This is a genomic window from Desulfotomaculum defluvii (assembly GCF_054657375.1).
Genome location: NZ_BAAHYV010000004.1, coordinates 40,152 through 60,922 on the forward strand (window position 1 = coordinate 40,152; position 20,771 = coordinate 60,922).

Annotated in this window: 16 protein-coding genes and 3 pseudogenes; 14 read left to right on the plus strand and 5 right to left on the minus strand. The window is 38.8% G+C overall.

From position 1 onward, the window contains the following. Positions 1-253: 253 nt before the first annotated feature. The 4 genes from ACYQ03_RS01915 (at position 254) to ACYQ03_RS01930 (ending at position 5,213) form a co-directional block, all read left to right on the plus strand. The gene (locus tag ACYQ03_RS01915; protein ID WP_459907211.1) at positions 254-2,143 is read left to right on the plus strand and encodes an McrB family protein; all 1,890 of its coding nucleotides are present in this window, start codon (positions 254-256) and stop codon (positions 2,141-2,143) included. Then, positions 2,140-3,333: an McrC family protein gene (locus tag ACYQ03_RS01920; protein ID WP_459907213.1), complete on the plus strand. Its 1,194-nt coding sequence runs from the start codon at positions 2,140-2,142 to the stop codon at positions 3,331-3,333. Before ACYQ03_RS01915 ends, ACYQ03_RS01920 begins: the two co-directional genes overlap by 4 nt. Positions 3,334-3,474: 141 nt before the next feature. Then, positions 3,475-4,452, plus strand: coding sequence for a winged helix-turn-helix domain-containing protein (locus ACYQ03_RS01925; protein ID WP_459907214.1), 978 nt, complete (start codon positions 3,475-3,477; stop codon positions 4,450-4,452). After that, positions 4,437-5,213, plus strand: a complete 777-nt coding sequence (locus ACYQ03_RS01930) for a hypothetical protein (protein WP_459907216.1) — start codon at positions 4,437-4,439, stop codon at positions 5,211-5,213. The genes ACYQ03_RS01925 and ACYQ03_RS01930 overlap by 16 nt, the downstream gene beginning before the upstream one ends. Positions 5,214-5,927: 714 nt before the next feature. Here ACYQ03_RS01930 and ACYQ03_RS01935 read toward each other — a convergent pair. After that, positions 5,928-6,389, minus strand: a complete 462-nt coding sequence (locus tag ACYQ03_RS01935) for a hypothetical protein (RefSeq protein ID WP_459907217.1) — start codon at positions 6,387-6,389, stop codon at positions 5,928-5,930. Positions 6,390-6,528: 139 nt separating this feature from the next. Beyond that, positions 6,529-6,681 carry a hypothetical protein gene (locus ACYQ03_RS01940; protein WP_459907218.1) on the minus strand — a complete coding sequence of 51 codons (153 nt, stop codon included), beginning with the start codon at positions 6,679-6,681 and terminating at the stop codon, positions 6,529-6,531. Between the two features lie 362 nt (positions 6,682-7,043). On the opposite strand from ACYQ03_RS01940, the gene ACYQ03_RS01945 reads away from it, so the two are divergent. The 4 genes and pseudogenes from ACYQ03_RS01945 (at position 7,044) to ACYQ03_RS01960 (ending at position 12,022) form a co-directional block, all read left to right on the plus strand. Further along, positions 7,044-8,129 carry a phospholipase D-like domain-containing protein gene (locus ACYQ03_RS01945; protein WP_459907220.1) on the plus strand — a complete coding sequence of 362 codons (1,086 nt, stop codon included), beginning with the start codon at positions 7,044-7,046 and terminating at the stop codon, positions 8,127-8,129. A gap of 20 nt (positions 8,130-8,149) precedes the next feature. Next, positions 8,150-9,535 carry a hypothetical protein gene (locus ACYQ03_RS01950; RefSeq protein WP_459907222.1) on the plus strand — a complete coding sequence of 462 codons (1,386 nt, stop codon included), beginning with the start codon at positions 8,150-8,152 and terminating at the stop codon, positions 9,533-9,535. 1,369 nt (positions 9,536-10,904) lie between these two features. Next, positions 10,905-11,247 (plus strand): annotated as a pseudogene (locus tag ACYQ03_RS01955) (RtcB family protein); the annotation flags it as partial. A gap of 25 nt (positions 11,248-11,272) precedes the next feature. Then, on the plus strand, positions 11,273-12,022 hold the full coding sequence (locus ACYQ03_RS01960) for a DUF6904 family protein (RefSeq protein WP_459907224.1): 750 nt from the start codon (positions 11,273-11,275) through the stop codon (positions 12,020-12,022). 156 nt (positions 12,023-12,178) lie between these two features. Here the strand turns inward: ACYQ03_RS01960 and ACYQ03_RS01965 are convergent, their stop codons facing one another. From ACYQ03_RS01965 to ACYQ03_RS01975, 3 genes and pseudogenes are all read right to left on the minus strand, one after another. Beyond that, positions 12,179-12,505, minus strand: coding sequence for a hypothetical protein (locus ACYQ03_RS01965; RefSeq protein ID WP_459907226.1), 327 nt, complete (start codon positions 12,503-12,505; stop codon positions 12,179-12,181). Between the two features lie 300 nt (positions 12,506-12,805). Further along, a pseudogene (locus ACYQ03_RS01970) lies at positions 12,806-13,282 on the minus strand (pyruvate, water dikinase regulatory protein); the annotation flags it as partial. After that, positions 13,280-13,799: pseudogene (locus tag ACYQ03_RS01975) on the minus strand (HTH domain-containing protein); the annotation flags it as partial. The pseudogenes ACYQ03_RS01970 and ACYQ03_RS01975, both read right to left, overlap by 3 nt. Positions 13,800-13,976: 177 nt before the next feature. Here ACYQ03_RS01975 and ACYQ03_RS01980 point away from each other — a divergent pair. From ACYQ03_RS01980 to ACYQ03_RS02005, 6 genes are all read left to right on the plus strand, one after another. Continuing rightward, the gene (locus tag ACYQ03_RS01980; RefSeq protein ID WP_459907227.1) at positions 13,977-14,339 is read left to right on the plus strand and encodes an HIT family protein; all 363 of its coding nucleotides are present in this window, start codon (positions 13,977-13,979) and stop codon (positions 14,337-14,339) included. 50 nt (positions 14,340-14,389) lie between these two features. Further along, the gene (locus ACYQ03_RS01985; RefSeq protein WP_488193067.1) at positions 14,390-15,031 is read left to right on the plus strand and encodes a hypothetical protein; all 642 of its coding nucleotides are present in this window, start codon (positions 14,390-14,392) and stop codon (positions 15,029-15,031) included. 700 nt (positions 15,032-15,731) lie between these two features. Next, positions 15,732-16,871 carry a metallophosphoesterase family protein gene (locus tag ACYQ03_RS01990; RefSeq protein WP_459907230.1) on the plus strand — a complete coding sequence of 380 codons (1,140 nt, stop codon included), beginning with the start codon at positions 15,732-15,734 and terminating at the stop codon, positions 16,869-16,871. Positions 16,872-17,087: 216 nt separating this feature from the next. Continuing rightward, positions 17,088-19,649, plus strand: a complete 2,562-nt coding sequence (fxsT, locus tag ACYQ03_RS01995; protein ID WP_459907231.1) for an FxSxx-COOH system tetratricopeptide repeat protein — start codon at positions 17,088-17,090, stop codon at positions 19,647-19,649. A gap of 289 nt (positions 19,650-19,938) precedes the next feature. Next, a complete protein-coding gene (locus tag ACYQ03_RS02000) occupies positions 19,939-20,412 on the plus strand; it encodes a DUF2975 domain-containing protein (protein WP_459907233.1) in 474 nt (157 codons plus the stop codon). Between the two features lie 11 nt (positions 20,413-20,423). Next, complete coding sequence (locus ACYQ03_RS02005) at positions 20,424-20,639, plus strand: helix-turn-helix domain-containing protein (RefSeq protein WP_459907235.1); 216 nt, start codon at positions 20,424-20,426, stop codon at positions 20,637-20,639. Positions 20,640-20,771: the final 132 nt, after the last annotated feature.

The window sequence follows — 20,771 nt, forward strand, 5'->3', positions numbered from 1 at the left end:
ATCTTACAAGATAACTCCGTAAAAAACACATATTGCTAACGGTAAGGCCAAAAAACTGCTACACCAGAATGGTATTTGAAATAAGATTCTATCAATAAACAACCTCAGCTATTACATAGAACTTTAAGGAAGGGGATTATTTTTAGGTCTAGAATTTTTCTTAGATTTAATGAAAATGTACATTTACAGTTTTAGGAAAGGTAGTTTAAATGGCCTAGGTACTAGACTTGCCAAGCTTTAAGGGGGAACAAAAGTGGCCAGGATAAGCAAAAGCTGGTTTAAAGATGATACTCCGGGGCTCATCGCTAGAAAAAAGGTGGACTGGTCTGTTTTTGAAACTGGCTGTCATATACCAGTGGAATATCATGAATATTTTAGGGAAGCCAATGGTGGAGTTTTACCAGAGAGGGGACAAAGTTTTTCCGTAAAGCTCCGTTTAAATGGAATCGATTACGAGGCTGTTATAACAAACGTTAACCGGCAGGGTGTAGCCGCAGATACGTTGCAATTGCGTTACCAATCTGAAGCTGCTCTGAGGAAGCAATTATTAGAGGAATTTTACCCTAGTCATGATTTTATAAAGAAAAAAAGAATAAGAAATGAAAACAAAGCTAAGAAGCAAGATATTATTGTGCCCGACAATAGGGCTGAATATATTGAGTTTTACAAAACAGATACCCCATTAATTTACCAGTTGAAGTTGATAAAATGGCGAAAAGCAGGTTCAGTTCAGGAGGAATCTCCACCGGGCGATTCTCTATTCTTGGCCGAACCATTCTCCAGAATATTTATTAACCGGGAAGAAGCCCTTTGGGCCTTTGAAATGATAGCCAGTGCTGCAAATCTTTTGGGAATTGACTCCCCCGAGGATCAACGGTTGGCTGTAACTATTCGGAATAAGTATATGGGGTTACATATTAATTTTGGTAACTGGCTGTTACTTGGCTTTTATGGTCCCAATAAGGCCGACAGGAGACTACGACTTCCGTTACTGGAGGAAAAGGAACAAGATAGTGATATTGATAATTCCTATAAATTTGCTCAGAACCAGGACGAACCAGCCATTGCCAGTTACCTTTTGCCTATGGAAAAACCTTTAGATAATATACAACATCGTTATGTGGGAGCTATGAAACATATTGCCTCCCGATTTAAGGAGTATAATAAATCACCCTACCGAAAACACCACCTGGAACAAATTGCTGGTGCTATTTTTGATAGAGAACTACTGATGCGTTTGCTGACAGAGGGGCTGCATATGCAAGATGAACTTGACGAAAGTGAATTAGCTACCCAGGATCCTCTGTACATCACTGAGGAATATTCCCTGGAAAAATTGGCCGCTGATACCGAAACGGATCCAAGGGAGCTTGAAAGATGGATTAAGGCTATCGAACGGAAAGGTCAGGCAATTTTATACGGACCACCGGGAACTGGCAAAACTTTTTTAGCCAAAGCACTTGCCAGGCATTTAATCGGGGGTAGTGATGGCCTGGTGGATTTAGTGCAATTTCACCCAGCCTATGACTATGAAGATTTTATTCAAGGTATCAGGCCCCAGGTGGATAACGAGGGTATTCTAAAATACCCGGTATTACCAGGCAGATTGTTGCAATTTTGCCAGAAGGCCAGGAACAGGCAAGGACTGTGTGTTTTGATCATTGATGAAATAAACAGGGCCAACCTGTCCCGTGTGTTTGGTGAACTGATGTACTTACTAGAGTATCGGGATGCGGAAATACCTTTAGCAAGCGGAGGGACATTCAGCCTACCCAGGAATGTACGTATTATTGGTACCATGAATACAGCTGATCGCTCCATTGCTTTAGTAGATTTTGCCCTGCGCAGAAGATTTGCTTTTATACCGTTGCAGCCTAACTATGAAGTATTACGCCGATACCACACTAAGACGGGGTTAGGTGTGGAGGGCTTAATTGAAACCCTGATGAAACTGAACAGGAGAATCAATGATCCAAACTACGAAATCGGAGTGTCCTTCTTTTTAAGGGCTGATTTAGGGGAACAGCTGGAGGATATCTGGCGCATGGAAATAGAGCCATATATCGAAGAATTCTTTTTTGATCAACCGGAAAAAGTGGAGGATTTTCGATGGGATAAAATCCGGGAGAAAGTGCTGTCATGACAGAGGCAGAATTCCTCTCCTTAAGAGAATATTTGCCCGCTGAATTTGAAAGGTCATATCTAACGGAAGATGAAGGGTTATTCCTTTACCAAAATTTTGGTAATCAGGTTAAGGTTGAATTTCCTTCACCTGCAACAGGTAATAAATGGCGCCTCATCAACCAGGGCTGGGTGGGTTATATCCCTGTGTCCCGCTATCTATATTTGTACTTGTGCCCCAGGGTTGAGCTAAGTAATATTTTTACCATGCTTGAGTATGCTTACAGACTAAAAAGTTTTAGGATACTTGATGGGATGGTGGAATGTGATTCTCTACAGGAATTTTATGAGAGATTGGCCATGATCCTGGCAGGGATGATACTAAATCGAAATCGACAGGGATTATACCGGGAATACAGAGAACAGGTTGACAAACTGCCTTATATTAGAGGGCAGCTTAATATACGGCACCAGCTTGTAAAACCCTGGGAGGTTGGTTTTTCTTGTCGCTATCAAGAGCACACTGCAGACATTGAAGATAATCAAATTCTAACCTGGACATTAAATAGGATATTATATAGCGGGCTTTGTTCCGATAGAGGTTTACCAGTGATAAAAAAGGCCTACCGTAGCTTACTGAGCCAAACGTCCTTAATCCCCCTTGACCCGGGTTGTTTCAGTAGTAGAGTATATAGCAGGTTAAACCAAGATTACCGCCCACTTCATGCCTTGTGCCGTTTTTTTCTGGAGCAGTGCGGACCTGGTTATGAAGTTGGAGACCATTCAATGATCCCCTTTCTGGTGGATATGCCCAGACTCTTTGAGCTATTTGTGGCCCAGTGGCTACGGACCTACCTGCCACCTGAATACGAAATAACCCCACAAGAAAGGGTGGAGATCGGAGAAACCGGAGAACTTACATTTTCCATCGACTTGGTTCTTTACCGTAAAAGAGATGAAACTGCTATGTGTGTAATGGACACCAAATACAAGACCGCTGCCACTCCGACCCAGGCAGATATTAATCAGGTGGTTACCTATGCTGTCGCCAAGGGGTGCCGTGATGCAGTGCTGATTTACCCATCATCAAATATTCGGCCATTTAAGGAGACCATAGGAGATATTACCGTTAAAACACTAGCCTTTCCGCTGGCGGGTAATCTTGAGGAAGCAGGCAAAAGGTTAGTTGGGAAATTAATAAGCAATCTGTAATTCATGACCAAATTTGTTAACTTTTATGGCGAAGTCTAAAAATACAAAAAATGGAGATACTTTAATGTAACAAAAAATACTTGAAATATAACATAGGTGTTGTTATATTTAAAGTTAGTTATGTTAAAGAGGGCGGTTGATTTGAAATACACGCTTGAGAGTTATTTAAAAGAAAACATTGACGAAAATATAACTATTCAACCTTGGGATGGTAAGAAGAAAATTCCTTTGTTTTTGCTTGAGATCTATAATTTCTATGAAACCAAAATATTAGGACAGCATTGCATAATCATTGAGATATTGCAGGAAGCTCCCGGAATAGATACCATAAAAAAACATATAAAAGTTATTAATAGAACGGTTGAACAAAATTTAGTATTCTACTATAAGTCAATTTCATGGTTTCGAAGAAAAAGTTTAATTCAAAATCGCGTACCATTTGTTATAGAAGATGGACAGATGTACTTGCCTTTTTTAGGATTAGATTTAAAAAACATCTTGTACAAACAGGAAAAAAAGATAACCATGTTTTCTTCTTCCACGCAACTGGCTTTCTTATATTTGTTATATAATGGGAACAGGACCATCAACGCGACAGAACTAGCAGCAGTATTAAATACTTCCAAGATGACTGCTTCTCGAAGCTTAAATGACCTGTATAATTTTGGGCTCCTGACTTATGTAATTTGTGGAGAAACCAAAAGAAGTAAAGAATATAAAAGGATTGGTGACCCAGAGTATTATAATGAAGGTAGTCGATACCTAAAAAATCCAGTATTGAAGACGGTATATACATGGAAAAAAATAGAGAATAGCCTCGTGGCCGGATTGGAGGCACTTTCGTTAATTTCTATGATGAATCCGCCCAGAAACCCGGTCATCGCAATTTCAAAAGAAAGTTTAAGTGAGATTGAGCCTTATCTTTTGAAAGACAGGGACAGGATTATAGACGAAAAACTAACGGAAATTGAGGTTTGGAACTACGATCCAAGGATATTAAGCAAAGAAAATTATGTGGATCTTGCATCCCTTGCGTTATCTTTAAAAGGGATCAATGATGAGAGAATCGAGCAGGCACTGGAAGAAAGGTTAAAGGGTGAAAAATGGTACATGGGATAGAAAAATTTAAAGAGTATTTTAGTGACTACACAGGACAGTATGTTTTTATTGGAGGAACTGCTTGTAGTATATTGTTAGAAGAAATCGGTGTTTCTTTTAGATCCACAAAAGATTTGGATATGGTTCTTATCATTGAATCTTTAGATGAACCTTTTGGAATTAAGTTTTGGGAATTCATCGAAGATGGTGGCTATGAATACCGACAAAAGAGTACAGGAAAAGAGCATTTCTATCGTTTCGCAAATCCGAGCAAACTGGGATTTCCTACTATGATAGAATTATTTAGTCGAAAGCCCGAAAAGATGCAGTTGCATTTTGACTCGTTAGTTACACCAATTCACATTGGGGACGATGTTGCTAGTTTATCGGCTATACTTCTCAATGATGCTTATTATAATTTGCTTTTAAAGGGAAAGATCCTTGTAGACGGCTATTCAGTTCTTGAAATGGAATATATAATGCTTTTCAAAATAAGAGCTTGGTTAGATTTAACTATAAGACTTGAAGCTGGCGAGCAAATCGATTCTAAAAATGTGAAAAAACATAAGAATGATATTTTCCGGTTACTTGTTAATTTAACTCCTTCAAGTAAGATTGAGGTGGAAGATGAGATTTATGAAGATATTAACCGATTTCTTGAAAAAATTACGGACGATCAACCAGATCTAAAGAATTTAGGAATAAAAACGGTTACCTTTGAACAATTACTTAACAGAATCAAAGAACTTTATATTCCTATGACTAAGGAAGGCACTCTATAACAGAGTGTCTTTAACAATACATTGCAAGTGTGACTAATAAAGAAAAAGATACTAAAAAGAAAAGGTAACAACCCTTAAACAGGCTTTGCAAAAGGCTGCGCTTGATATTTTTCTACTGCTTGAATATATATCTCTTTTGTACTTGTTCAAAATGCTTCCGAGGGTAGCATATTAGTCTTGGTTACCCTAGTGACTGCCTGTCACCGTGGAGAACTTACGGTTCAGAGGGAGTATGATACTATTAAATAGATCTATTCTCCCCGCTCCCGCTGACTGCCAGCTTACAGGTCATATGCATGTAATTCTATAGAGTTCTTTGCATGTCGGCCGTCCAACAGGACGGCTTTTAATTTTCTATTACAGTGGAAGCCGCCCAGATGGACGGCCAGCTTGTGGGTCAAGGTAACCTTCGGCAGAGTGCCGTGCCTTGGGGGAAGTCTTTTGGGTTTGGCACCCTGCCTCTCCCTTGGGTTTTTGGCCGCAGCCTGCTTCGGAGAATAAATTTGTGGTCATCGGTCTGCTTGCAAGGAGCTCGCCGGCCTACGTGGGTCTTTTATCTCGGGTCTGCAGATACCGGCAGCCACGTTGCCAATCTTTAGGGTCGCCGGTAACTGCCAGCTTATGGGTCTTTGTGAATGCCTTTCTTTGTGGTCTTTTGCATGTCAGGCAGCTAATAGGTCCTGTTTTGGGGCCTGTCTTTGTAGACGGGGCCTACTAGCTGCCTTGCCTCTGTGGTCCTTCAACTCCAACCCTCCAACCTCCCACCCCACTCATGGGGCCGGGAGGCTTTAATATTTCCGTACTAAGACAACTCTGTGCTGGTTCGCGGCAAGCTTTGGGGTCAACCTCTCCCGGACTCCCCATTATACAGAGGCCTTTGCAGCGGCTTGCCCACCGCCAGGCAACTGCCAGTACAAAGCGGGTACTCCTGCTGAAGGGTCCATCATTGGCATACTGGCCTTTCGGGGCCTGGCTTTGTGGTCCAGGGCCGCGAACTTTCTCCCGCTCCGCTATGGGGTTTTGCTTTGTGGTCTCGGAGCGGGAGAAAGATCGCTTGCCGAGACTTTGCGGGTCACTATGCCCGCTGGCATTGGTGGCAGCTGCGGAAGCGGGCGGTTGCCCGCGGGAACTGCTACGGATCAATGCAGTTAACTGGTTGGCTGCTGCCCTGGGCACCGGTTGCCTCACCCTGGGAACCAGCGGCAGATGCCGCCGGTCTTGATGGGCCGCGGCTGCGGCCCTGGCACTTCTCTAAACATCACCGAACATAGAAACACGGAGGCCGTATCGTGAATGGGATGAAGGCTGTTCGGTTTTATTTGTTCTCTATCATCGGTCGAACATCACCGGACAGCGGTGCCAGGTCCTGGGGCTGAGCTTTAGGGTCTGGTGGATCTCTGCAGTGTTGTCGGATGGCTGTGGCTTCGGCTGGTACCTCACTGAGCGGGTTGGGTGCTGTGAAAAACACCCCTCCGAGATGGAGGGGTAAAAGGTTAATATTTTGATGTGGTGGAACCGCTGGGTAAAAACTCTTTAATGTACAAAATTCAGACAATTTTTTATCTAAAGAGTTAAAATTAAGAAGGAATACAATTGTTTACATGGAAATTATTTCTACATGAACCTTATAAACTTTTTAGCATTGAAGTTTGTGTAGGCCCAGAATGTTAGATGAAAGAAATTGTATTTACAACACCGTGGAAAAGATTTACCGGGTAAGTACATTGATAGTTTTTCAATGTGTTTGTTGGAAAATGTTTAATTAATGTCTATAATGAGAACCTGAAAAACATGCATTACCTAATATTAGTACTTGAAAAGAGGTTTAATGTGAGAAGGGAAATTAAAATAAATGATGATGTAAAATTAGTTATGACAAAGAATGAATTTGGATATTTAGAGGTTTTAGAGACTTTAGATGATACAAATTTTATTAGAATAGTTACTTATAATATATCAAAGGAAAGCGATGACTTAATAAATAAATTAGAAACCTTTCCGGAAGGAAAGGATGTAATTATTATTACTAATATACCAGGTAGATTTAAAAGGTACACTAGTTCGTATGCAAGAGCTAGAGCCCAAGATACAATTGATAAGTACATTGAGCGACTTAATCCAGAGAAATATGATGCAAATCTAAAAACATTCTTCAATTTCGGGAACCATTCCAAAATCATCATGACTGATAAGATGGCTTACATAGGTTCAGCAAATTTTTCTGATGAAAGCAAAAACAATAATGAATGCGGAATATTAATTACCGATGTTAGCGTTATCAATAATATAAATGAAGTTTTTGTTCAGATGCAAATCGATGAATCTGTTTCATACTATTCAAGTGAATATATGAAAGTATTTGTAATGATATCAAATATGCTTACGCAAGCAAAAGTTTATTATGAAGATTATTATTGGAGTTTCTTTGCAGACTCGGGACATCAACATCATGGCAGATCCGATGAATATAGAAAATTTGATGCAGAATTATCACCGATTACTGTAGAAAATATTGAAAAGCTTACTTACATGATTGAAAATTCTATTGAAGAATTGAATAATGATGAGATTTATCCAGATATTTTTAAAAATATTGATTTAGATATTTGCAAAGAAATAAGGCATTGGTTTGGAATTGACTCAGAGCTTGAGCAATTTTCGAGATTTAATTCTGACAATAAGATCCAAGAACTCTTTAAAGAGTATCTTGAGGAAGGTGATCCTGAGCTCTTAGATGAATATGCTCAGACTGCGGTAGATAATACAGGTGCAATAAATATGGATTTAGCTGACGCAATCTATGAAACTGCATTAGCTGGTAAAGATAAGCTTAACAAATTATGTGAATTCTTAGTTGACCTCCTCAAAAAAGTAGAAGAGAAACGAGAAGTGAATAAAGTTGTTGATAATACATGAATGAAACAAAGGTGAATTAGATGAAAAAAGCTTTTTTACTCCATCCAAATGGAAATATGAACGGTAATCTGCGGTGGCCATCTAGAAATGAATTTGAGCAAGATAAGATCTCTGCATCTCTTGATAAAATTCGTAAACTAGGCTATTGGGCAAGCCCCTTTCCGGAAGGTGATGGTATAACCTTTACTAATGACAATTATTTCCCAAGCCAAGCACTTGATGACTTCAGAAATTCATTCGAGTGGATTGAAATTGAAGAGTGCGAACTATCAGATTTACAAAATAAGATGTCAGAAATCCTTAAAGATAAGAAATGTAGATGCAAGGTTTTGGTTCCAATCAGGAAATTACGGATAGAAAATGCATTTACAATAGGTGATTTTAAATTTTGGCCCCCCGTTGAAGAGAATGGATTTTCTGCAAATGAACATCCTTGGTTTGAATATTTTGTAGGAGATACTTCTATTTTTGAGATATCTGAACAATCTTTCGGTCAATGGGATGGCGAGATAAGAAAAGAAGAAGACCTTTTACGTTACCCTTTAATTGAACTCAATATTAGTGTGTATGAATCTGATTTACTGGGAATTAATGCCGATATTAATGCCGAAATGAGATTACTTAGAACCGCAAGTGAACAAGCAGATAGAGCATTAGATCTTTTAAGGATAACTCAGTGTAGTTTTGAAAAGATTGAATATCTACCTGATAGGGCAGGGCAATTAGATAATGGTTTTACAGTAACATATTTTTTACCCGAATTAAGAGAATACAAAGAAACATTACTTCAACACATTGTATACCCTGTCCGAGCATCAAATAACTGGTTAGGCTTAGAAGCAGAGTATATTAGTGAACCTTATTTAGAATGGCTTGCTAGGATTGTGAAAGGGGATTCTAACACTGAAATTGAGCTGGCAATACGCAGTTCCATAATAGCACTTAGTCAAGCATTTTATACAGTTTATGAAGAAGCACGCTTTTTAGCGCTAGTATTTGCTCTTGACGGTCTTTGTTCACCAGATTCAAAATGGAAAGCTTGGAAGCATCGTACCTATATTGCTGCGATATCTTCGGGCGGAAATATTCATACTTATGAACATGATTTAAAAATATTTGAGTATGTTTACTCAGATGTCCGAAACAAATTGGTACATTCTGGGGCTTCATTTATCAGTATTAAAGATGCAGATTCTAAATCTGTTTCAGAAATTATACGTAGTTTAATTGTTCGATGTATTATTGTAATCTATCAAAAAGGATTCTCTTCAAAAGATGACTTGCATAATTTTGCTAGGGGGATTTTATCCCAAAGCCAATTTGAACAGTGTTCTAACAAGGTAATTGATTATTATGATAATAAGAGGGGGAGGACCACTCACTCGAAACAAAGACCAAAGTGGTAAAAACAGAAAGAGATTTGATAACAATAAAGACTTATAAGTATTTCAGGAATGTACTGAAACAAACGATATAGCACCACATGCCCGAGAAATTTGAGCAGAAGATTTGGAGCTTTTTGGTTAGGTATATGAATGGTAAAATCAACTTCGGATTATCCATAATTACTAATATGAAAAATGGAATGCTGAATGTTTAAAACCAGAGGGGAAGAAGGATATGGTGTAAAAACATTGCCAGAGAGTCGCCAACAAGTCGCCAAAACTACCCCTAATTACCTATATTGCTCATTAACTAGCCTAAAGAAATTCAGTAATTTCAAGGTATCGTGGCTACAAGGCTAATAATTTCGAGGTGAGTTGAAGGACTTAAAATCCTGAGAGTACTAATTAGTGTCAGGTCACTAGACAGCGGTAGCGGGGGAGCCAAGCATAAACAAGTCTTTATTTCCCCCGCTCTCACTGACTGCCAGTTTTCGGGTCTTTGTGAATGCCTGGAGGTCTCGACGTATATGGGATGAAGATTATTCGGTTTTTTATGTTCTCCGTCATTGCTCAAACTTCACTGGAAAACGGGGCCAAACCCTGGGGTATAGCTTTAGGGTCTGGTAGATCTCCGCAGTGTTGTCGGTTGGCTGTGTCTTCGGCGTGTATCTATCTTATAGGGATGGGTGCTGAGAAAAACACCCCTCCGGGATGGAGGGGTAATGAGGGTTTTTTCGACTACATAGTCATGTGAGTGGTAACATCTGACCTTGATGTTCACAAAAATTTCACAAAAAACCTGTCAAGGTATGAAATAAGGTAATTACCTACATCAATAAAAGTCTTGATTTTACTGGCCTGAGACAGGTTGCAGTAGTTTATAATAGGCACCCTGTACAACTCGAAATCGAGTAGACTGTGATGAGCGGTCTCTAGGGTTCGAATCCCTAACTCTCCGCCAATACATATATAAAAAGGACTTTAGCGATTACGCCGAAGTCCTTTTTATATTAGATTTGGTTGTGATTTCGATAATGACAACATTTATAAAGTTGAGCCATATTATATCCAGTTTTATTAGGGTATTTATTGTTATATAGGATCTGAATTTATTTAAGATCCTTTGTAGACACAGACTAATTCCTTTAAGGTATCGGACTAATCTTTTGTTTGTCAATTGCTTCCTGCTGCATCTCTCAAATAAAATGCCTTCATGGCAAAAAGATAAATCATTATTAGAGTGGTTGAAAGAATTAGGTTAAATTATCATTTGCTTAAGCAAAATCTGCATCCAGTTCAAGTTTGGTACTCTTATTGTGGGACCTAAAGGCTTCCTCCTGATAGAGGCTAGCAACCTCATGACCTAGATGGCGACTGCCGGAGTGCATATATCCTGGAGCTTAAAGAAGCAGGACGTGAAAAGGAGATTAAGAAAGAACTCAAAAGGAAAAAACAAGAGATACTGACCGATATTCCTAAGCCCTTGGCCTATGTGTCAGGAAAACTATTTAATGACTATATCCACGAGCAGGACACAAGCTCGTCAGTCCTTTACACTCTCTCAGTATAAAGATACAATGACAGGTATCTTTACCACCTCGGTTAACAAAGAAACCCTTGACGAATGTCCTCTTGCCTATAAGCCTATTGAGGAAATAGTAAATAATATCGGTGACACAGTTGATATTATTGATACAATAAGACCGATCTATAACTTTAAGGCAGCAGAATAAAAAGAAGATAAGCAGGTGACTAAAAATGCTATATGCTAAAAACACACCCAATAATACTGGAGTAGCCATTTATGGCGACTTTATGGACTTTGAGGCACTTTACGATCAGTTACACGAAATTGTTGGTGATGAGGGGGTCTATCCCTCCTATGATACCGCCCGTATAAGAGTACTTGGTGTGTGCTATGACTTACGTCATGCAATGATGGGGGATAGGGAAATTGAGTTTATTGATAATGGTATGGACCAGGATAAGATGAGACGCTTGTCCACAATTACCAGTGATAAAAATATCTACCTGGTTATTAATGTTCTCTGGCCTGAAATGCTGTTTGTTCTCATGGCCCTGAATGACTTTGTGTTATTGCATGCCAGAAAGCAGGCAAAAAATACATATACTGTGATGAGACATCACAAAAATATCTGGGACAATTCCATTGCCCAGGTGCGGTTCTTTCAAGCAGCTGTAGCAAAGTGCTTAAAAGAAACCGTATCCGAGGCTTCTTATACCCGTATGATCAACCTGATGACTAAAGATTACACGTGGTTCGATAACTACATGACACAGTACTTAGACCTTCTAAATCTTAAATTTATAGAGATGGATAAGGAAAAACGCCTAAAAAGCATTCCAACAATGGCCAAACGGTTAGTAGAAAAAGGGAAGGAATACATAAACCTAAAAGAAGATCTGGAAGAAGCTGCAAAACTGCACAATTGCTCTGTAAAAAATTTAAGGCTTAAAAAAGATTACCCTGAAAATATAGAGTGGTGAGTTGAAAGGCGATGATTATTGGGACGAATACTTGCATAGATGTTGCCAGTAATCGATAAGTAGCCACAATAGCCGCAGCCGCGGCTAAACAGAGGGGGCGGCCACTGCTGCTCCTTTTGCATCTAATAGCAACTATAACTCTGGCTGTTATAATGGCTATATGTCGGGTCTCCTGGAATCTACTATGGGTAAAATGGAGCCACCTCTACTAGTCCCGCTCATTGTGGGGTCCTGGTCTGCTACCAGTGGCAATTTCAAATCAAAGCAGTAGGGGGCAATCATTGAAATATTTAATCTACCCCGTGAATTGACTGGAGTCTGTCTAACTTTTTTATATTCTCCGGTATAGTTCGACACACTGAATGAACAGATCAAGTTACTAATTTTAATATGATATATCTTTGTTGTTATTTTTACTTTAAACATAAAGATAATCATAAGCCACCAAAAAATATCAAGGTAATTTTCAAGTACAAATTCCACAATATATTCCCCTTTCAATAATAGATATTATTTATTAGGTTTGGAACAGTAGGTTTGCAGAAAACTTTGGCCAAGGGTTTCTACAAATCTTATTTATATCATTGAAAGCTTTCAAATACTTTACTGATGATACTTCTCCCAGCAAATTAAACAAATTACAATGTCAACGGTAATTTCCTTGCTGACACTTTATCTTTCTATAAGAAGTAATTTGGGAATAGACTATTTTAATTTCAGTATCCTCTTAAGCAACCCACCTCGATTTTATTTTCTAACTTATTTCTTCTCTAGACTCACTGATTATCTGTGTCGTTCGCCACGGTAGTATATTTCCAAAACCTTGCTTGCTGTTTCTTCCACTGCCTTATTAGTAACATCGATGATAGGGCAGCCTACCCTTATAATTTAATTCTTTTAAAATCCGTTCGTGACTGGCATAGTCCGCGTGAGGGGTGAGACCTAGGGTCTTAAGGCGTTCAGTACAAATGACATTTAATTGCTGTGGTTTAATAGTCAAGCCAATCCCCTTATGAGGCGGCAAGGAAAAATTTCCTGTGGCGGTGCTACTTCAGGCACCAGAGGAACGTTTGCCGCCTTAATACGTTTATGGGCCAGATACATGCTTAATGGAGTTTTAGAAGTGCGGGATACTCCTAAGATCACTAGATCTGCACGTTGAATGCCCCGGGAGTCCTTACCTTCATCATACTTAACTGCAAACTCAATAGCCTCTACCCGCCTGAAGTATTCCTCATCCAACTTACGAACAAAACCCGGTAAGGAGTCTACTTCATGGGTTAGCAGTTTGTGAACTGCCAACCATACCGAATCATTTTCTAATGCATATGGACATTGGGCATACGAGTCATTATTACGCCAAGGGGCAATTTATTTATGTCGTGTTCACCTAGTGTTGTCTTAAGTAAATCCTTCCTGGATACTACGCCTTCCAGAAGGCCACCCTCGCGCACAACATAAAGTGTTCCTACATCCTCAAGAAACATTGTTACCACTGCATCATATACAGTGCAATTTTCAGGAACCACAATGGGAACTGATCTTCTCCGACTTTTATCCGGGTAATTCTACCTGCCAATACTCGATCAGTAGATTTACCACTGTAAAAATACCCTACGCTCGGTTGAGCTCCAGTAACCCTGCCATCGTAAGTATTGATAAATCAGGTACAGGGTTGCTCTGGACAGGTTAGCTGCTCTGCGATTTGCTCGCCGGTGATGGGACCATTCTTTTTGAAAATCTCAATAATGGTTTCCTGCCTTTTGGATAGTTCCATCCCCTCACCCCCAACCACATAATGTGACATACTATTTTCTGAAAGCCGCTACACTTTTACCGCAAGTAGCAAAGTAGAACTAGTGGATAGTATTTGGGATTATTATAAAGGGTAAATTTGTATTAAGGTTGAATATAACAATTAATTTTTATTCAGGGTTATTGTAGGAGGATTTTTATGGATTGTCCTTTTTGTGCAATGGAAAATATTATTTTGCAAAATGACTTAGCCTTTGCAATCTTTGATAAATATCCTGTTACCAATGGTCATATGTTGATCATACCAAAACGGCACTTTGCCAATTTTTTTGATGTTACTGATGAAGAAAAACAAGCTTTATTTAATCTACTAGACAATTGTAAAGATTATCTTGACTCTAGATATCAGCCAGGTGGTTATAACATTGGTATTAATGTAGGAGAGGCTGCAGGTCAGACTGTTTGGCACCTTCATGTACATTTAATTCCTAGGTACAAGGGAGATATAGATAATCCAAGAGGCGGCGTGAGAGGAGTCATCCCCGAAAAGAGAATTTATTAAGTCAGGTGATTTATTGTGAATTACTATGAGAAGAATATTAATTCGTCCTTATTGGGGTACTTCGTCCTTCGAATGAAAGGCAACACCTGGATTGGGTTTTAGAAAATAATCAATACTATATGCCACTTCTTAAAACCCAGAAAAGACAGTTTGCTGCAAAATGGTTAGCACTCTATACCTCAAGGAACCTAGATAAAAATGGATCTGTATTATACTATGCTCCCATTTTAGGTGTTGAGGTTATGCAAAGGCAAAATATAAATACACCCTGGAATTCAAATAAGGATAAAGATAAATTGTGTGTTTTATATAAACTTGGCACATTTATCAAACTACCTAAACCTATTGTGAATAGGACTTCGGATGGAAAGGGGCAAAGGTTTTCTAGCCATAGATGGACTTCACGCTTAGCCTTAGAAAGGGCGGAGATTATCTCAGAGTTACTAATTGAAACAGAGCCAGAGTGGCGTCTATACGAGGATCTACGTGCTTGCGGCATAAATTTTGATCTTTCCCCAGAAAAAGTAGTTCTACAAGACCCAGAAGTTCCTTTTGGGCGAGTTTGGTTCACATTAGAAAATGGGATTAAGATACGTTATGCAGGTGCTTCTGGGTATGTTGTTAAAAAGATGGACAGGCTTGAAAAATACTTCATGAGACTAGAAGATGTAATTAGGATTATAAAAACATAAACGTCACGTTTATTGTTTACTATTTTATAAGGGTGAATATTCCGGGTCAAAATGAGCCACTGATTGAAATTCCGGAATGGGTGGCTCTGACACATCGGAATATACAATAAGGGTATACCAGAAATCAATTTTATCGGCCATTCTACATAGAAATATTGTGCTTTTGAGGATTTTAATGAAAGAAATCCTAGAGAAGATGGTTAATCAACTCTAGGATTTTGGCCAGTGGCTACTGATATAAAGTAATCTTTTGGATCCATATTGTTAAAAGTAGATTCAGAGTATATCAGAAAAAAGTACTTTATTGAAGGTTGGTCAATACGTAAAATCAGCTGCAATCTTAACGTTGCACGGCAGACCATACGAAAAGCTCTACAAAGCTCAGAAATACCAAAATACAACCTATCCCAGAACAAGCCTTGTTCTGTAATGGACCCCTATAAAAATATAATTCATGAATGGCTGGAATTAGAAATAAACCCCAACCCCTAAACAACGGCAAAATATAATATACAGGTAATTTTTGTCTAAAAATTTAAAAGATGAAGGAGTATAAAATTTTCTATTGAAATTATTCATAAATGCAACACATAAACTCTTTAGATTAAGTTTATTTATCATTCTTAATTAAGGGTTGAATGTATATCCTAAAAAACATAAAAATAAATTTTAGTTTAAAAGATTCCTGAGGGGGATTAAGATGGGGCAAGTAATTAACATTTTGCATCTTTCAGATATTCATTTTGGAATTGAACCAAAACCTGAAGATAATATTACACTAACAACTTTAGCGCAACGTGAAAATATTTTAATTCCTCTAATAAAATTTATAAGTAATATAGAAGTTGAATGGAAACCCGAAATTATTGCTATAACAGGAGATATAGGTTGGAAAGGTTTAGATTCAGACTATAATCAAGCAGTAGTGTGGTTGGAAAAATTAATTAATGCTTTAAATTTAACCAAAAGTGATCTTATATTATGCGCAGGTAATCATGATCTTGATAGAAAGTCAGCAAAAAATCTAATTGTCCCGGATAATGCTGCTCATGCTGATGAAATACTAGCACTTGAAAATCTAAGTGATTTTATTAGACCATTTGAAGCCTATAATAAGTTTTGTGATAATTTGGGTGTTAATTCTTTTTACATCGGAACTGAGAAGCAATCTCAACATCTTTATGGTGTCTGTGAAATAAAAGGTATTAGATTTATTGTGCTAAATTCTGCATGGTTTTGTCGAGGTAATTCTGACAAGGGTAAACTTTGGTTAGGTTTACCTCAACTAGAGGTGATAAGAAATAAGGGTCACCTTGTAGATGAAAAACAGTTTCATAGTGATCCAATAACCATTTCTTTGTTTCATCACCCTAAAGAATGGTTTAATAGTGAAGAATACTATTATCACACCAATAGGAAGTGTGGATATAACTACATTGTAGAAAGATGTCATATTATTCTCAATGGACATGTACATAGTGCAATAGTAGAACCAACTAAGGACGTTAATGGCGCATGGGTTTTCACTGGAGGTACGACATATTCAGGTTCAGAATATAAAAATAGTTTTCAAATTATACAAATAAATACAAATACCAGAAGTGCCTTGAGACGTGCTTACGAGTATGATCCTAGATTTGAAAAATGGAATATGACTTTAGGAAAAAGTCCATATCCTCTGGCTACAGAGTTAGGAGTAAAATCTGTTAAAGATATTAATTTTATTGAGTCTAAAGGTGAAGAAGCAGAATTAACTTTACAAAATAAGAATACTACTATTATTTATGGTCCTATCTATGGGCCAATTCATACAGGAAGTGGGGATATACATAATAAATAGGCTTAAACAAATTACCCAATTATTTATTTTTTGAGGTGTGCTTAAATGGTAAATGAAAGGGAGCATGTAAATAAAACGATAATTATGGGTCCAATTTATGGACCAGTTAACACGGGAAGTGGATCTCAAATCAACTACATGGAACAATTGAAACCATGCAGTTCCAAGCCTTTCACTCCACCACCATTTCAACAAACTTTCCAAAGGCGGTCTTCTTTGCCTGGAGCTTTACCACCCGTCTGGAATGTACCCCATCTTCGGAACCGAAACTTCACTGGGCGTGAAACCTTATTAAAGGAACTCTGGACAACCCTGTTATCAGGACAACATGCGACAACAACCCAAGCTATTACAGGTTTAGGAGGTATGGGCAAGACTCAGCTTGCTATAGAATTTGCCTACCGCCATAATGAAGAGTACAATATTGTATGGTGGATGCGGGCCGAGGAACCTGCAACTTTAGCTGCAGAATTCGCTCAACTGGCCGTGGAATTAGCTCTGCCAGCCAAAGACTTTACGTCTCAACAGCAAATCATTTTTGATGTTCGTCGATGGCTAGGACAAAAAGGTGACTGGCTGTTGATTTTTGATAATGCTAACAACCCGGAAGAAATTTGCCCCTACCTTCCCCAAGGTACCACGGGCCATGTTCTAATTACTTCACGAAATCCAAATTGGTTGGAAGTAGCCTCTACCATATCCCTCCGTGAATGGGAACGAGAAGAATCGGTCGAGTTTCTCTGTCGACGGATTAAACAAACGGATAGAAGAATAGCTGACGAATTAGCTGAAGAACTTGGAGACCTACCGTTGGCACTAGAGCATGCAGCGGCTTACATTGAAACCACCGGAAGAACTATGTCAGAATATCTTGACCTATTCCGCAATTACAATCTCGAATTGATGAAGGGGAGCCAACCTCCTGTGGGATACAAGGATACCATAACTACCACATGGAAACTAGCTTTTGAACAGGTGCAAACTACCTCGCCTTTAGGAGCGGACCTGTTGCGCTTATTTGCATTTTTTGCACCGGACCACATTCCAAAGGAAATACTTACATACGGAAGTGAATGGCTTCCAGAACGACTCGTAACTCCTACCCCTATTGAGTTTGATCGAGCAGTAGCTGTTTTGAGGCGTTACTCCTTGCTCAACTTAGATATAAAGGGGCTGTCGATACACCGCTTTGTGCAAGCTGTGCAGCGAAACGAAATGTCTGAGGAGGAAAAACAATTTTGGGTACGAACTGCCATTTGCTTTAGCAATGAACTTTCTAAATATGATGATAGTGATTCGCGAACATGGATTAAGTCTATTCGACTTCTACCACATGTCCTCGTAGCCAGCAAACATGCAGAACATTTTATTCAATCAGAGGACTACGACATAGCTCTAACCTTTTACCACCTGGGGTCAATTTTAAAGGATTTAGACAACCTAATCGAATCAGAACACCTTTTGAAGCGTGCTGTGGCAATTTGGGAGAAGGTTCTTTCGCCAGAACATCCAAACCTGGCTGCCTCCTATAACCAGTTGGCTATACTATACCAGGCTCAGGGAAAATATGACAAGGCTGAACCGCTGTTCCAGCGTGCATCAGCTATATTTGAAAAGATTTACGGCCTGGAGGACATAAAAACGGTTTCTATAATAAACAACTTGTCGTGGCTCTATAAAGAAATGGGCCACTACGATAAAGCGGAAGCCCTTCTAGTCGGTGCAATAGATGTCTTAGAGAAGGCTCTAACACAGCAAGACTTCTCCAAAGTCCTCACGAACCTTGCCACCATCTATAGTGAACAGGGAAAATACGGTCAAGCGAAGCCACTGTACGAGCGTGCCCTAGCTCTAAAGGAAAAGACCATCGGACCGGAAGAGATTAGCGTGGCCGATTCCCTTCTAATTTTAGCTAAACTATATCTTAAGCAAGGTGAATACGACAAGGCCAAGCATCTCCTTTATCGTGCCCTAGCTATCTCAGAAAAAATACTACCCGAAGTAGGTCCAGAAAACCTAGGAGTGATTCCTGTTCTTAATGATTTAGCATTACTCCATCAAAGTCAGGCACAATATGACCAGGCTGAACCATTTTACCAGCGTTCCTTGGCTATCTTAGAAAAGGTCTTAGGTTCAAAACACCCAGAGACGTCTATTGCCATCGAAAGGTTGGCGTTGCTTTACAAGGACATGAGGCGATACACAGATGCGGAAGACCTTCTTATTCGGGACATAGAGATATGGGAGGAACTCGACCCCGAGGATCTAAAAGAAGCTGAGTCCCTCAATAGATTAGCTAACATATATTTTGAACAGGAGAAATATGAAGAAGCCAAGCCACTGTACCAACGTACCCTGGCTATTGTGGAAAAAAAGCTTGGCTATGAACATCAAAACACGGCAACCTCTTTTGCTAACCTAGGAATACTCTATGAAATCATGGGTTGGCACGCTGAGGCTGAATTTCTTCTGAAAAAAGCTTTAACCATCTGGGAGAAAGTAATCGATTTAGAAAACTACAACATAGTGGGCACCTTACTCGATAACATTCCCTTGCTCTACGAAGGAAAAGGGATGACATTAGACCTAGCCAAGTCGTTGTTACGATGTCACTTGACTCTCTCTGAAAAAGTTCTAGGACACAAACACACAAAAACTGTCTCTTTACTTGACAGCCTTGTGCTGCTCTGTCAGTCAATGGGGCACTACGAAGAGGCAAAACAGTACAGTCAACGCGCTCTGGATATTTGCGAAAAACTCAATAAAGGAAATGACTAGACGAGCACAATTTTTAGTCCGTAAATAGCAATATCGGGGGGATAACCATAGAAAAACCAGCTCAATTTTGCGAGCTGGTTATTTTGTCTTGCCTTTAATCCTCCAAAGGCTCAATTGAATAGTTTAAAGTTATTGAGCAGCTCTTTGTAATGAGAATCCTTTTTATCTTTGTTACATATCAGATATATTTAGCAGCAATAAAAATATAATATAATTCAATAATAATTTATTGTAAAACAATATATTAAGTGTTAAAATCAACTCAACAATAATAAGTGAGGTGCTTTTTATGAAACGAGAGACACTTTTTTTAAAGTTAGCTGTTATTCTTATGGGCCTTCCAGTTCTTGCTTTGTGCATATTTGGGTTACCTTGGTTAGCTGATAATCCAATAAATCCAGATTATGCACTTATACTATATCCCATTGTAATAGGTATGTATTTAGCGGCGATACCTTTTTACTTTGCTCTTTATCAAGCTTTTAAACTTCTAAACTATATTGACATGAACAAAGCATTCTCGGATTTACCTGTAAAGGCTTTAAAGAATATAAAATACTGTGCAATTTCGATCAGTACCTTGTATGTGGTAATAATGCCATTCGTTTATCTAGTAGCAGAGAAAGACGATGCCCCAGGCCTCATTATAGTTGGAATGGTCCCTGTCTTTGCTTCAATGGTGGTTGCAGTCTTTGCTGCTGTCCTTCAAAAGCTATTAAAAAATGCCATAGATATAAAATCAGAAAATGATCTAACGGTTTGAGGAGAAATAATATGGCGATTATAATCAATATTGATGTGATGTTGGCTAAAAGGAAAATGAGCGTGACAGAACTTTCGGAGAGGGTTGGAATAACGATGGCTAATCTTTCTATATTGAAAAATGGAAAGGCAAAGGCGATTCGATTATCAACTTTAGAAGCGATTTGTAAGGCTTTAGAATGCCAACCTGGGGATATTTTAGAATACAAAAGGGACGAAGACAGTTAAGGATAATAAGTTTGGTAAATACACATTGAAGAGAGAAGTAGGAGTTAATATGACAATTATTAAAGGTGCTGCTGCTCTCGCTATTGTGGCAACATACTTAGGTATCACGGAACCTTAAACTTGCTAAAAATA